Origin of the sequence: Duncaniella sp. B8 (assembly GCF_005304985.1) — a bacterium.
GTDB classification, from domain to species: domain Bacteria; phylum Bacteroidota; class Bacteroidia; order Bacteroidales; family Muribaculaceae; genus Duncaniella; species Duncaniella muris.
Genome location: NZ_CP040121.1, coordinates 784,785 through 798,999 on the forward strand (window position 1 = coordinate 784,785; position 14,215 = coordinate 798,999).

Sequence of the window (14,215 nt, forward strand, 5' to 3'; positions counted from 1 at the left end):
AGTGAATTAAAGATTTAGCGGTGATTATTTATCGGTGTTTCCACCGGTGTTGTTATGTTTTTTCTTCATCTTGGGATAGTCCGGATGCCGGGAGCTGATGAAGTGATTGTCTATGAAATCATTGAAGGCTTCCTGTGTCACGAATGCCGCCCCGCAGGTCAGGCTTTCATAGATTTCAATTTTTCCCTCGTCACGGTATTTGCGCATTGTCTTTTTGGAGATGTGCAACCCAAAGGCCACATCATCAAGGGATATTATACGCTTACCGTGGTAAAATAATTCGGGAGGTGCGCGAATGTCGTCATTGTGAGTTCTGATGCCGGCGAGAGCCATGCCTGCAATCACAGCGGTCTTGAAGTCCGCTTCGGTGGATGTTCCGTTGCCCATAATGTCATTCCGCGTCTGTGGTGCTGAACATCTCTCTGAGTGCCACGCTCAAAAATAAGAACATGAGGCAACCTACAAACCAGTCGATATTTTCAGCATTGTCATTGCACGCAGGAGCGGAACATGCTTGCTTTCTGTCGAACTTACGCTTGAATGAGCGTTTTTTATTTCTTGTGGATGACTTCTTTACGAAGTCGGTGGCATTTGGTGGATTTTTTGTTTCCATTCGGTTGTTTTGGGTTTGGTTTGCGAGGAATAGCCCTCGGTTGAAATTATAACCGAATGGTTGAAAATTGAGGTGATCCGAGGCGTGTTAAAATCAACAAACCGCTAAATAGCAACCTCTTAATTGCTTAAAATTTACAATGGTTAAAAATTTGCTTTCACGCTGGATAGTAAATAAACCTGAAGATTAAGCGTGAAATATATCCTTAAAATGAAAAAATGGCAGATTAGATTAAGACAAAAAATAGCGTGCAATTCACGCCATCTCTCTTGAGGGTTCTGGACTACCCATTGTCGAAAAGGTGTGTATGCACGCTATGCAGTAAGCATAGCATAAGCATCACGCCAAGCTCGACATTCGTAAATTGTCCAGATCTACAAGAGAACTTATGCGAAAGTTATGTTATCCTATAAATTTGATGCGATTGACTCTACAACCGCAGTCTTTGCTATTTTAACACTGCAAAGTTAGTGATTTTTTACGAGCTGTCAAACCTCCGGCTCGCCCTTCTTGCCGATGCCGTGTTTCTTACGCTGTTCTATCAGAGCGCGTTCCGAGATTCCCAACAGCTTTGCAGCGCCTGTCCAAGAACCACTGCGACGGTACGCCTCAATGATTTTTTCCTTGTCTTTTTGCGGTTTGCGCAGAGTAAGGCTGTCATCGGCATCAGGCTCCGACTGGCTGAAATTGAGGTCGGCGGCCGATATTACATCGGTTTTTGAATGGAAGGCGGCATAGAGGACGGTATCTTTAAGTTCCCTTACATTGCCGGGCCACGGGTGCAGCTTCAACGCTTTGACTGCCGAAGCATCGAGCTTTTTCCTGTGCTGTTCTCTGCTGTGGGCAAAACGTGTCAGGAAATAGTCTGACAACGGTACTATGTCTTCGGTCACCTCCCGTAATGGCGGCACTGTTATGTCAACCGGTCGTAGAGTATAGAACAGATTTGGGCGGAACGTCTTTTCAGACACCATACGGCGCAGTTCTGGGTCTGCGGTGCAGATTACCCTCACATTCGGATGCTCGTTTTCAAGTATATGCAGAAGCACCGACTGTTTCTCGAAGGTCAGCAACTGCACGTTCTTGATTATGATCGTACCGCCGTCAGCCTTCTTGAAGTATCCTTCCATACGGTTAAGCACTTCGCTGCGCAGATTTGCAGGGTCATGGTTGCCGACAAGTGCCGCGCCGCCGGCTTCTATGACGGTGCAAGGCTTTTGTGACCGTGAACTGAGCCTGTAAATCTCTTTTGCAATCTGCTCTTTTCCTGAGCCGCATTCGCCGAAAATGACGGCATTGACGTCCGTCGCGGCAATATTTCTGATTGCCCTTTCAATCACGGCAAACGCCTCGCTCCGGCGAGGGATAAGCTCGTCAGGAAGCAACAGCATTGTTCTACCCGGTCTTGCATACCTGCCCACTGTTTCGACAAGTTGCTTGTCCATTGCCGTACGCTGAATGATGTTGACGGCACCGCCGTCCTTCATCACATCGGCAATATCCAAAGCGTTGAGATTGTCCACTATGGCGATTACGGGGAATCCATATCCCTCCGCCTTCTGCCAGTTGATTAACTCCTGCGCTGTGCCACGGACGAATTTCATAGCCGCGACAATCACTGCGCCGGGTGGCAATTTCGCCACCTCGTCCTTTGCTACCTCCATCGTCTCGACGGCAATCGGCTCATAACTGTGCTTGACAAGCATGCCCACCATAAGCCGACGGTCTGATTCGGAGGCATCAACAATGAGTACCTTGTTCATAAGATTATAATTAAACATTTGAGGTTATTCATTAACAGTCCCCGACAAAGCTGCCGAGGACCGAATTTTTGTTTGTATGATTAGCTGTTTCTTTCAGAGTTCCTTTAATGTGTTATAAATTTTAGTATTAATGCTTAGCCTGTGCTGTTGATTATAGAGTTGCCTTTTTCCATGTTATTTTTCTAATGGGTTATAGAACTGTGACCAATCTTCATTCAGACGATGGAAACCTTGCTCACTATTATCCATAATTATAATCCGTGCGCCGGTATTGCGGACAAATGCTCCTGCGTTTTGATACATTTCACGCTCAAATCGCTTCCAGTCTTCTTTATTCATGGTTTTACGGTTCCAGTCATAACGGATTATCGGCTGCGTTTTTTGCGTTAAGCCTTCTGCCTCAAACACAAAATTATGCTCGGAATCCTCTGCTTTAAGAACAAGGCCCTTGACTCCGTTTAGTTTCCACGGACCGTATGGCAACGGAATGTCATTGGTGTAATATACTTTCCATTCGCGCCCTCCGTAGGTACATTTAGCCGCATGACAGTGGTAGCCCATCACTGTGGCTGTGTCTTCAAGAACGTACGTCCATACAGGAGCGGGAGTATTCTCCGTATATTCAATAACTTGAGAAGTATAGGGAACACGATGGGTGACAATGGTCGTCGAATCAGCATGATTGACAAGAAGGTCAAATCCGACATAATTCTCCGGCACGGTCTGGAATTGCATTGTGGTTTTGAGTTCTTTAGTGTTCCGGATGTCAAGATCACGGAGATTGCGACTGAAGAAGGCGTTGTATTTACGTCCAAGTTGCAGATCCATCAGGTCTTCTTGACTGAGCGAATCGTCTTTCTCAGTTGCCTTGTATTTGAATCGATAGGTGATTGTTAGATAACAGGAGTCAAGTGCTTGTGCTTTGTCGGTATCCTCATGGGCAAGTGTGAATGTCGGTGTATCCATTGCATAGGTAACTGTGACCTGTGCTGAGACATACACACATGAGAGCATCATTAAAGATGCTAAAGCTAAAAGTGTCTTTTTAATCATTCTCATATTGGTGTTTTTTTAGTTGATAATTTTCATAGTTGTTATTTTATGCTGAATCTAATGCCAAGCATGATTGTACGGCCACGCAGACGATATTGACTTGAATACTGTATGATTCCGTTATCATTATAGCGGCGAAATATTCTGCAATCCAACAAATTGCTACATTTGAGGGATAATATTGCGTTCCCTAAGGAATATTCTATATTGCAGTTGAGGAAAGTATTGTTTCTATAACTCGCTGAATAGTCGTTGTAATAATACATTACAGTCGGCATCAGGCTAAGTTGCTTACAGGGCCAGATAACGAAAGATGTTGAATTGGTGAATGTATGTTTCGCATTTCCGTTGGCTATACCGTCGGTAAATGTCTTGGATAATGAAAATTCATTTGAAGTCTCAAAAGTAATCCATCGGGCGAAAGAAGCTGTAAAGGAAATGTTCGCTCGCAGATAATTGCTTCGCCCTCTGTGCATGGCATCATCGACATAAAACTCATTCTGACTTGAGCCGATTGTAAACGATTCGCTTATCTTGGAATTCCATTTGAAAAATCCTTTGGAAAATGTCTGGTCTCCCTGCCAGATATTACCACTTGTAGCATACGGCAGTCTTATATACTTGATAATATCGTCAGTCACATCATATCCATTGGATAAGCTATTATAGGAATAAGCATGTGTTAATGTCACACCTCCAAACAGCATATCGAGCACGCTTTGGTAACTTGCACTTAAGGCCGTTTTTATAGTCCTGTTGATTTTAGCCTCAAGTTGGTACGGATTCGAAATAGAAGTACGATAATCAATATATCGCCTCTGTGCCATGAGGGAAAGGGCTGCGGGCATAGATTCCTCGCAGGTTGATGTCAACGCAAAAGACAAACGCTCCGATGGTTTGAAAGTGAGATTTGTGTAAGGTTTGAACGAAAAGAACATTTTGTCATATTTCCATTCTCCGTCTGTCGATGTATAATATTCAAAACCGACAGGCATGTATATCAGCCATTGGAATCGCTGACCGTAATGCAGAAAGAACTTAGGTGTGATGTTGGCACCTAACTGCCAAGTTCGTTGATTTCCTGATGTAAGATTTTCAGCCAGATTCAGTTCCGTTTTAGCCTGCTGCCATTGCGCATCGAAGCCGCCGTTGAGGTTGAACATAAAATGAGGCACTGCAACGGCGATTATAGATGCAGTTCCGCCGGTGTTCAGATTTCTTTGTCTTACAGTCTGATCCATACCACATTCTATCAACCGAAGTATTCCGAATTTATCAGTATAATTGGCATGCAAGGTCGCCTCGCCAATGCCCCCCTGTTTATTCTTATAATTTATCTTCAGCACATCATCTATATTAAATGAATGTCCTGAGAATTGCTGTCCTATCAAATCGTTGATAGATCCGTCGCCATGAGGAAACGACGCACTTGCTGTAAAAGCGTTTTTGATATAACGCTCATTACCGTTCAGCTTATAGACTGCATGTGCTCCTACGAATTGCTGGCGCATACAGGCTCTATTCGATTCATCTATAACAAAACGCGAGATACTGTCGGCAAGATAAGTGGTTTGCTCTGTAGCCTCTCTTTTTTCTTTGTCAAAAAGGTAATTGAGATTAAACGCCAATGTCTTGTCTTCGTCTAACTTGAAAAGTTGATTTATCGACAGGCTATGTGAGTTGTTACGATATGCGTAAGTGTCATTCAGCCCCGGAGAATCAGGGAAAAGTATCCCCGTTCCGTAAGATGAATTGAATGTCACGGGTGCACCAATATCCTGTCTCAAGTCATTGCCAATGTTGTTCGTCTTATAAACAGAGATATTTTGGGCTTTGCGCCGGAAATTCATGAGGGTGGCGGAGGCATCCCAAGATATATTGGGCTGTGTCCCGATTGCTGCTTGAAGTGTGGATGACCATATACCGAGAGCATTTTGTTTAAGCTTTATGTTCATAGCGGGAGCATTGCCGCTCTTCACTCCTTGCAGCAATTTCACATCCTGATGATTTTGCAGTACTTGAACTGAACCTATATCATTTGCATCGATATTTCTTGTAGCTACACCATAATTTCCGCCAAGCATATCAAGCCCCTCGATATAAAACTCATTTATCCATTGTCCGTTATAAGTTATCTGGCCATCGGCTTTTACTTCAATACCCGGCATCTTTCGCAACAAGTCTTCAAGAGTCTTGTCGTTTTTACCTCTGTATGTAGCAGCAGAATACGAAATTGTATCGCCGGACTGTCGGATTTTTTTAGCAGTAACAATTACTTCCTTTAGTTCAAGGGCGTTGATAATTGAATCCAGTGATTCGGTACTGACCTCCTGCGCCATCGCCATAAGAGCGATGGACACAAAGATGAATAGTATTTTGAATCGTTTGAACATAATTTGTCTTAAAAAGTCAAGCGCAAAATTACGGCAAACTCTTTCTCCAAAGTCTTAGTTGAATCTCCTTTAGTCTTAGTTAGTCTTAATTTGGGGTGATTTTATCGTAATTTTTCATTAATTTTGTTGACATGAAACGTTTTAGGACTATCACAATCATTTGTTTGTCAATCATTGCTATTTTGGTGACGGCTAACTTCTGGTATATGCATCGCCTATACGAATCCATAAGGATGCAGACTCTTCGGACCGTAAAAGAATGTGTGAGGAGGGCAGATGTGCTGGAAATTATCGACAGGAAGGCTCTTGCTTCTGGCCTAAAGGAAGATTTTTCAATAAAAGTCGGAATTGTTGTTAAAGGCGAAATAGATTCGGGGGGAAACTTTGACTTTATTCACGAAATGGATAAAGTCAACCAAACTATGAGTGAAGAATTCCACTCAGTGGAACAAACGGACGTCACGATACCGACTCGTAATTATAATCGACTGGCATTACTCCTTCAAAATGAGCTCAAAAACTATGGTATTAAACTTAACCGGGTGGCAATAGTTCCATTTGGCGAAAATGCTGGTCAAATCAAAGGACTGTGGCATATCGACTTTTCTATAACGGAAGGGGAACCGCCTCTTTATACTGTTTATTTCTCTCCCCTTCAAAAGCATGTCCTCAGACAAATGGCGGGAATTTTGGCGACATCATCCGCTGTTCTCGCACTAATGATTTTCCTAATATGGTATCTTTTACACTGGGTTGGAAAACTGCGTAGTATTGAGCAGATGAAGGATGATTTCACTCACAACATGACTCACGAACTGAAAACTCCGGTGGCCGTGGCTTATTCTGCGGCGGATTCAATGCTCCGATACTATGACCAGAGTGACGAGGTAAGGAATAAACAGTTCCTTAAGATTATTATGCAAAGACTGAGTTTCCTTTCCGGCATGATTGAGAATATTCTGTCAATGAGTATGGAACGCTTCAAAGCGATGAAACTCAGCATTGAGAATGTGGAGGTAAAACCAATTGTCGTAGAGGTCGCGGGAATGATTGAGCTTAAAGCCGACAAACCGGTGAAGATTGATATTGAAATCCCGGACAATCTTTCGGTCATGGCAGATTCATTACATTTCGGCAATGTCCTGTCAAATCTGATAGACAACGCCGTGAAATATTCCGAAGATACTGTCAACATAAAAATTATGGCTGACAACAACTCAATTGTAATTGCAGACAACGGCATAGGAATAGACAAGGACAATCTCCCTTATATATTTGATAAGTTCTATCGTGTCACCTCAGGAGACCGTTATGAGGTTGGAGGTTACGGGCTTGGACTTTTCTATGTAAAGCAGATTGTTGAATTACTTGGCTGGAGCATAGATGTGACAAGCAAACCGGGAGTCGGAACGAAATTCACAATTAAATTTAAGAACAATGAGGAAAGATAAGATATTGCTCGTAGAAGATGACTCAACTCTTTCATTTATTGTGCAGGATGCGCTGACCCGTGAAGGTTTTGATGTCGTTTGTGCTTCAAACGGAGAGTTCGGGCTTAAACTCTTCAAGGAGTCCGAACCGGATATTATTGTTGCAGACGTGATGATGCCAAAGATGGACGGTTTTGAGATGGTAAGGCTTATCCGTCTTACAGCACCGGCTGTACCCGTGCTTTTTTTGACCGCCAGAACTGCGCTTGACGATGTGGTGAAAGGGTTTGAGCTTGGAGCCAACGACTACATCCGCAAACCGTTTCAGATACTCGAACTTGTTGTGAGAATTAAGGCTTTATTGAAGCGTAATTCTCAGGGCATTACCGAAGATACGAATCTCAATATCGGAGATAGCTCACTTGACTTTGCATCACAACGACTTGTAATAAGAGAAGAGGCTATCGAACTGACACATACCGAAGCTGTAATCATTGATGAACTATTCCGCCATCCAAATGAAGTAGTCGAGGCTAAGACACTTATGTATCGCATTTGGCAGAACGATGATTATAACAACCTCAACCGTCTTCACGGATTTATCTATAAACTCCGCAAATACCTGTCTAAATCAACCTCGCTGGAACTTCTGAATGTTCGAGGGATAGGCTATAAATTAGCCACCTCCAAGCAGGAATAATACGGTATCAAAGCCATTGAAGATAAAAAGCAGACAAATGGAGGACGGTATTTCCATCTGTCTGCTGTTGAATTATAGTCCTATAAGTCGAATGGGGCGTTGAGGGTTAGTCATAGGTCGATAACGAAATTGAGGTTCTGCAACCATTGACTTTTTAGTATCAGTGGCCGGAGTATCGACAGTATTGACCTGCTTATTCTCAACGCCGTCCTGTTCCTCCTTTTTAGGTGCCAGTTCGGCAGTGATTTTACGGTCGAGGGCGGCGAGTTCGGATTTGAGGGCTTTCAGTTCGTTTTCCTTGCCCCATTTGCGCGACACGATGGCTTCAAGGGTCGGCACATCGACACGCTTTTTCTCGGCTCGTTCACGGTGCTGGCGGATTGTTTCGGGGAGTTTTTCAAGGGCGTTTACGAAGTTCATGCAGGCGGCATGTGTGTCTGACATTGCGAGATTGCCATTATTGTAGGTGTATTTGTACTGACCTTCCACCATAAAGCGGTTGTGGACTGCCTCAACACCGTCAACAATTGCTTTCTCCGAGATGATACACACCGGGAAGCCGTAGATTTCGCCGACACGGACATACTCGCCATGTGTGTTGGTGTTTTTCACCAACGCCTGAAGGTATTTACCCATGCGATCCTCGTCGGTAAACTGGCAATTGTCAAGCGTGAGGGCGTTGACTGGGTTGCCCTCACTGTCGCGCTGAACGACTGCGGCATAGCGAGAGTTGTCTGCCTCCATCTTGCCGATAATGATTTCCAGTTTTTCAACCTCGTCGGTGATGTCACGAAGTCTGGCACGGCTGTCACCAAGACCCTTGTTGAAAGAACGGTGTTCACTCTCCATAGCGGCTATGCGCTTTTCAAGTTTAGCCTTTTCAAGAAGGTCGGTGTTGCCCGACAGGATAGCCACATACTCCGAGTAGTTCATGCCGGATTTCTCGTCAGAGCTGCCCTCGTCGATCGTGCGAAGCCCCATCGCCCCGCGTTTGAGCTGGGATATGAATGTCTGCTTGCAATGCAGGAGGTTGAACTTGTAGGCATCGAGTGAGCGTTCAACGGCATAGATTATGACATCCACCTTGTTATCGTTGTGGAGTTTGGCAACCTCGTTGCCCTTGCGTATGGCACGCCCTTCGCGCTGCTCCAAGTCGCTGGGCCGCCACGGGCAGTCAAGATGATGGATTGCGACGGCGCGTTGCTGGGCGTTGACGCCTGTTCCCAGCATTGAGGTCGAACCGAACAGAACTCTTACGTTCCCGGCGTTCATGTCGGCGATCATACGGTCTTTCGCCCGCTGTGTGCCGCACTCCTGTATGAAGCGTATCTCGCTTGCGGGTATGCCGTGGTCTTCAACGAGTTTTCGTTTAATCTCGGCATACACGCTCCACTCGCCCGGCTTGTAAGTGCCTAAATCGCTGAAAACAAACTGCGTGCCTTTGTATTCGTCGAAACGTCGATAGTATTCGGCGATTTTGGCGGCGCAGATACTCGCCTTGTTGCCGGGGTTGTCGCCATAAGCCGGATCAATCATACGCATATCAAGCGACATCTTGCGGGCATAGTCGGTGGCTATGAGCATACGTGCCTTGTCCTCGCTGTCCGAAAGAGGCAGTCTGCCCAGCACTGTGGCATCGCCGGTCTGGGCGAACACCATCAGTTTTTTGATAAATTCCTCCTGCTCCGGCGTGGGCGGTATATTGCACATTATCTCGTTCTTCTCCGGACGGTCAACACCCACATCCTCCGCGGTCTTGTAGTCGGTGATCTCGTTGTAGAATGCTGCCAGTTCCGGCACCTTGATGAAATAGCGGAAACGCTCTTTGGCGGCTGTCGTATTGGTTACGGTAAACTCGAAGTCGGTAGTTTTCTTTGCAAAAATCGCCGCCCATGCGTCGAAGCAGTTTATCTGCTGCGATTCCAGAGCATTGGGGCGTAGGTATTTGAACAGAAGATACAGCTCCGTCAGGGAGTTGGAGATTGTAGTGCCGGACAAGAATGTGGCACCGAGGTCTTTGCCCGTGCGCTCCTGTATGGTGCGTATGGCATAAAGTAGGTTAAGGGCGCGGTTGCTCCCTTCGGAATTGCCGAGTCCTGCCACACGGTCGTGACGGGTGTTGAAGGTCAGGTTCTTAAAATAGTGGCTCTCGTCAATAAAGATATGGTCGATGCCCATGCTCTTGAAGTCAAGCACCTCGTCCTTCTCCTTTTCCATCTTGTAGCGTATGGTTTCAAGTCGCTTTTCGAGAGTCGCCTTCCGTTTTTGAAGTCCTTTGAGCATACCTACGGAGATGTCCTTTCCCTGCTCCTTGAGAACATTGAGGTTTTCCTCCACCGTGTCAAGCTCCGCCTGCATTATTTCCTCCTGCAAATCGCGCGACTGCGGGATTTTACCGAACTGGTCGTGCGACATTATTATGCAGTCGTAGTCGTTGTTCTGCATATTCCGCAGGAATTTCACGCGGTTGGCGGTTGAGAAAGTCTTTTCATCGGCAAAAAGTATGCGGGCGTCCGGGTACGCCGTGCGGTAGGTTTCGGCAATGGCGGCGACATTGGCTTTAAGCCCGATAATCATAGGCTTGTGGGCAAGACCAAGACGCTTCATTTCGTGCGCTGCTATGCACATTATCAAGGTTTTACCCGTGCCTACCTCGTGATCCGCGATACCCCCGCCGTTCTGCAATAGCATCCATATACAGTCCTTTTGGGATTGGTATATTGACCTGACATTCAGCCTTTCGCCAAGCAGTTTCATGTTTATGCCGGGGAATGTCTGGTGGGAGCCGTCATAGCGCGGTCTGACGAAGCAGTTGAAGCGGCGGTTGTAGAGGTCGACAAGCCGTTCCTTGAACTCGTCGCTTTGGTTGTCGAGCCACTCTGTGAAGCCGTCGCGGATTTCGTCAATCTTTGTATTGGCAAGCTGTATCGCCTCCGGGTCGGGAACAAGAATGTCCTTGCCGTTCGCGTCCTTGCCTATTGATTTCTTGATGTTGGGGGTGGTGTTGTGCAAGGCATGGCGCAACAGCGACATTCCGTTGTAATGCCTGAACTTACCCTCTACGCAATATTCGTGTGTTATTTTGGCTGTATCATCGGTATTTGTCGCCGAGAAAGTATCCATCGCCGAGGAATATGCAATCTTCACCTCAGTGCCGTAGAGATATGACATGTATTCGGCATAGATGCCGGCGGGTATCCAACGCTCGCCGAAGTTGAAGTCCAGCTCCTCGTAGCGTATCCTTTCGGGAAATGCGTCTTTCAAGGCTTGGAGCGATGCCGCCACACGCGGATCGGTGTCACCTGTGTCGTCAATCCATTGTTCAATAAGCTCAGTCTTAGTCACCACATTTCCGGCGATGAAGCGGTCGGAGATTTCGTACTCACCTATGAGCGGGTTGAAATATATCCGTCCGTCAAGGCTCTCAATAATCTGAGCCTCGTCCATGCCGACAAGAGAACACATATAGGAGAAATCCACCTTGCCGAACCTGTTGAGCGAAGCGGACAGAGCCTCCATAGGGGTGCCGACGGATGTAACCTCGTCAACGGCAAATGCTACCGGGCGGTCGAAGATGTCAGCCTTTACGAACAGCCCGTTGTCGCCACGTTCAAGGGCGAGAGCGTCACACCCGTTGGAGTCCATTTTTATGAACTTCACATTCTCACGCTCGTTGAGATGCCCGAATTTCTCCACGAACTCATCATAATACTGGTTGAGATGTTCGCGCAGTTCGGCACTTGCCTCGTGTGTTTCCGCCTCGTAATGGTAGAGCTGCTGATATGTTTCCGACAGGGTAATATACAGCATGGCGCGTTTCTCCTGCTCCGGCTTGAGCTGGAGCGGTGTGAAGGTGGCTCCCATGCGGCTGACCTGCGAGAGAAAGCCGACCTGACCTCTGTCGCATACCATTGAACCCTCCTTGTGGAAAAACTGCATATCTTCCGAGAACGGACGGGGCGACATATCCGGCTCTATGTTTACATCCTCAATCGGGATAATTGTACGCTTCTTGACACCCGTAGGCACACCGGGAATGAAGTCGCCCTCAGTCATTTCTATGTATGGCGTATCGGGAATATTATCTTTATCCTGATTTTTTGCAGCTTCCATGCGTTGCCTTTCCGCCTCCTGCTCCATGAGCTGGCGGTGTGCAATCTCCATCATTGTGGTGTAGAACCCGTTTATAGGCGGATTGTCATCCCAGTTGAGAGAACCGTAAAATTTTAGTTCATCTTCGGTGAGCGGGCGGAAGTCGGTCTTGGACGTTTCAACCTTGACTGCTTTCGCTTTTGGTGATGCGGTAGCCGCTTTGACCTCAGCCGATTTAGCAGGTTGATCAGGCTTTTGTTTCTGCACCTTCTGTACCACCTGACGCTTGCTGCGGTGTTTCTTTGCGCCGGGTATCTCCACCAGTTCGCCGAAAAGATTATACATCATAATTTTCGGGTCGTAGCTGTCAGGGTTGCCATTCTCCGGCACAGTATTGCCCGATGTTTCTGTTTCATCGGCTCTCTGAGAAATCACCTGTGCAGGTGTTGGCGTTACCTCCACCGCCTCGACGTCCTCAATGTTAGGCTGCGGCTTTTCCTTCGGTGTCGGTTTTGCTGATACCTTATTATATATAGGTGCTGATACCATGTGCGCCTTTTGCTGTTTACCGTGATACAGGTCAAGGTTGAGATGTAGTCCGAACTCCGCGTAGAGAACCCTGCGCATATCATCGCCGATTGCGACAACACCGCCGTCATGGGTATATACCAATGCCGGTTTTCCGTATGGATCGGTGTCCTCTTTCGCTCCTGTACAGATAATATGCGTTGGATTTTCTATGAAATAGCGGTTGTTGGGTATTCCGCTGTCCTGTGCGGCTGTTGACTGAATAAAAAGTTTCTCGTCCGGTGTGAAGCCTGTTTTGCCGGAGTGCTTCTGCAATATGATAAGGTCGCTGCCCACCTCGGTGTTGGCACTGTCGATGAATGTATTGTTGGGCAGGCGCAAAGCGGTAACGAGGTCGGCACGCTTCATCAGCTCCATACGCACAAACGGGCTTTTGCCGTTCATCACACCCTGCGAAGTTATGAAAGCGACAATGCCGCCCTCACGAACCGCGTCAAGACCTTTGAGGAAGAAGTAATTATGTATCGCCGATGCCGATTTTCGGTAAGCAATGTTGTCACTGGTGGCATACACCGGATCAGGTACGGCGATATCACCGAACGGGATATTCGATGCCGCGACATCAAAATAATTCTCGTGATCGGTGCCCAGTTTCTCGAAGCCCTCTATATGAACGTCGGTCTGCGGGTATAGCTTGGACAGTATCAGCCCGGTCAATGTGTCCTTCTCGAACGCAATTCTCTCGCCACGGGGATTTACCCATGTGAACGCGTCCACAAAGGCACCGCTCCCCGCACTGGGGTCGAGGAAGCGTCGAGGTTCCACTCCCACCTGTTGCAGAGTCTGGGATATGGCTTCAACAACGTGCTTAGGGGTATAGAAGGCGGTAAGCACGGACGCTTTCAGAGAGTCCATGTAACGCTTAAACTCCCGGTCATTATTTGAATGGTCGTGAATTATGCGCCGAAGTTCTACTGTCGGGGCAAACAGTTCCCGGTCTGATTTCGTCCACTTGTCTGCGTCGGCAAGCTCGTTGGCGTCATTGAGGATACATTTAAGTCCTCCGAAGCCGGCATACTTGGATAATATCTCCCATTCCGCGTCATCCGGCGGTCTGCGCTCAACGCTCAGGGCGAAAGCTGTGCGTATCGCCTCAATGTTGTCACGCATTTTCTGCATACGGTTATAAGCCATTGTCCACGCAGAATTGAGTGATACGGCCTATCAGTATGTCGCGCTTTTCGTCAAGCTCCTCACGGTCTATGCCTACCTGAGTGCGGTCAAAACCGTCAAAGAGGTTCGGCACGTTGTCAATGACCCAGCGCGCCCAATAGTGGGCGGCAGGCTCGTAATCCACGTTGAGGGTATCGCCGAAATATTCAAGCAGAATATCGGCAACGATGTCAAACTCCGACTCGCCTATGTTGGTGAACAACACAGACAGAGCCAGTTCCTCCGCCTCCGGCACACTTGCACCGTTGCGCCGTGCTTCCTCGTATGTGTCAAGGGCACGGTCGGAGTTGGCGACAATCTGCGGATGGTCGGTGGCTATGTCGAAATTGTTTTGCGACAGGTATCTTAGCAGATACAGACGGTAATAATCGAGGTCGTAATAACCTCCTGTAAATTGTAACATTGGATTG

At 47.0% G+C, this 14,215-nt stretch carries 9 protein-coding genes; 2 read left to right on the top strand and 7 right to left on the bottom strand.

Annotated features, from left to right (window positions below; genetic code table 11):
- Positions 1-24: 24 nt before the first annotated feature.
- The 5 genes from FDZ78_RS03690 to FDZ78_RS03710 form a co-directional block, all read right to left on the bottom strand.
- Positions 25-387 (bottom strand): hypothetical protein, encoded by a 363-nt coding sequence (locus tag FDZ78_RS03690; protein WP_123618588.1) that lies wholly within the window; start codon positions 385-387, stop codon positions 25-27.
- 4 nt (positions 388-391) lie between these two features.
- Positions 392-613 carry a hypothetical protein gene (locus FDZ78_RS03695; RefSeq protein ID WP_124029392.1) on the bottom strand — a complete coding sequence of 74 codons (222 nt, stop codon included), beginning with the start codon at positions 611-613 and terminating at the stop codon, positions 392-394.
- Between the two features lie 488 nt (positions 614-1,101).
- Positions 1,102-2,376, bottom strand: coding sequence for a sigma-54 dependent transcriptional regulator (locus tag FDZ78_RS03700; RefSeq protein ID WP_168182160.1), 1,275 nt, complete (start codon positions 2,374-2,376; stop codon positions 1,102-1,104).
- A 174-nt stretch (positions 2,377-2,550) separates the two neighbouring features.
- Complete coding sequence (locus FDZ78_RS03705) at positions 2,551-3,429, bottom strand: GLPGLI family protein (protein WP_168182162.1); 879 nt, start codon at positions 3,427-3,429, stop codon at positions 2,551-2,553.
- 41 nt (positions 3,430-3,470) lie between these two features.
- The gene (locus FDZ78_RS03710; protein ID WP_123486669.1) at positions 3,471-5,822 is read right to left on the bottom strand and encodes a Plug domain-containing protein; all 2,352 of its coding nucleotides are present in this window, start codon (positions 5,820-5,822) and stop codon (positions 3,471-3,473) included.
- A gap of 233 nt (positions 5,823-6,055) precedes the next feature.
- Here FDZ78_RS03710 and FDZ78_RS03715 point away from each other — a divergent pair, with 233 nt between their 5' ends.
- The gene (locus FDZ78_RS03715) at positions 6,056-7,273 is read left to right on the top strand and encodes a sensor histidine kinase KdpD (RefSeq protein WP_168182164.1); all 1,218 of its coding nucleotides are present in this window, start codon (positions 6,056-6,058) and stop codon (positions 7,271-7,273) included.
- Complete coding sequence (locus tag FDZ78_RS03720) at positions 7,260-7,952, top strand: response regulator transcription factor (RefSeq protein WP_123486671.1); 693 nt, start codon at positions 7,260-7,262, stop codon at positions 7,950-7,952. Before FDZ78_RS03715 ends, FDZ78_RS03720 begins: the two co-directional genes overlap by 14 nt.
- Before the next feature lie 72 nt (positions 7,953-8,024).
- On the opposite strand, the gene FDZ78_RS03725 is transcribed toward FDZ78_RS03720, so the two are convergent.
- Entirely contained in the window at positions 8,025-13,766 is a 5,742-nt protein-coding gene (locus tag FDZ78_RS03725; protein ID WP_124030620.1) for an N-6 DNA methylase, read from the bottom strand.
- Complete coding sequence (locus FDZ78_RS03730) at positions 13,756-14,208, bottom strand: DUF1896 family protein (protein ID WP_123550740.1); 453 nt, start codon at positions 14,206-14,208, stop codon at positions 13,756-13,758. The genes FDZ78_RS03725 and FDZ78_RS03730 overlap by 11 nt, the downstream gene beginning before the upstream one ends.
- Positions 14,209-14,215 lie beyond the last annotated feature (7 nt).

Excerpts from the sequence above, each read along its gene's own strand:
- FDZ78_RS03715 (WP_168182164.1), top strand. The coding sequence starts at position 6,056 with ATGCAGACTCTTCGGACCGTAAAAGAATGTGTGAGGAGGGCAGATGTG.
- FDZ78_RS03700 (WP_168182160.1), bottom strand. The coding sequence starts at position 2,376 with ATGAACAAGGTACTCATTGTTGATGCCTCCGAATCAGACCGTCGGCTT.
- FDZ78_RS03705 (WP_168182162.1), bottom strand. The coding sequence starts at position 3,429 with ATGATTAAAAAGACACTTTTAGCTTTAGCATCTTTAATGATGCTCTCA.
- FDZ78_RS03690 (WP_123618588.1), bottom strand. The coding sequence starts at position 387 with ATGGGCAACGGAACATCCACCGAAGCGGACTTCAAGACCGCTGTGATT.
- FDZ78_RS03720 (WP_123486671.1), top strand. The coding sequence starts at position 7,260 with ATGAGGAAAGATAAGATATTGCTCGTAGAAGATGACTCAACTCTTTCA.
- FDZ78_RS03725 (WP_124030620.1), bottom strand. The coding sequence starts at position 13,766 with ATGGCTTATAACCGTATGCAGAAAATGCGTGACAACATTGAGGCGATA.
- FDZ78_RS03695 (WP_124029392.1), bottom strand. The coding sequence starts at position 613 with ATGGAAACAAAAAATCCACCAAATGCCACCGACTTCGTAAAGAAGTCA.
- FDZ78_RS03730 (WP_123550740.1), bottom strand. The coding sequence starts at position 14,208 with ATGTTACAATTTACAGGAGGTTATTACGACCTCGATTATTACCGTCTG.
- FDZ78_RS03710 (WP_123486669.1), bottom strand. The coding sequence starts at position 5,822 with ATGTTCAAACGATTCAAAATACTATTCATCTTTGTGTCCATCGCTCTT.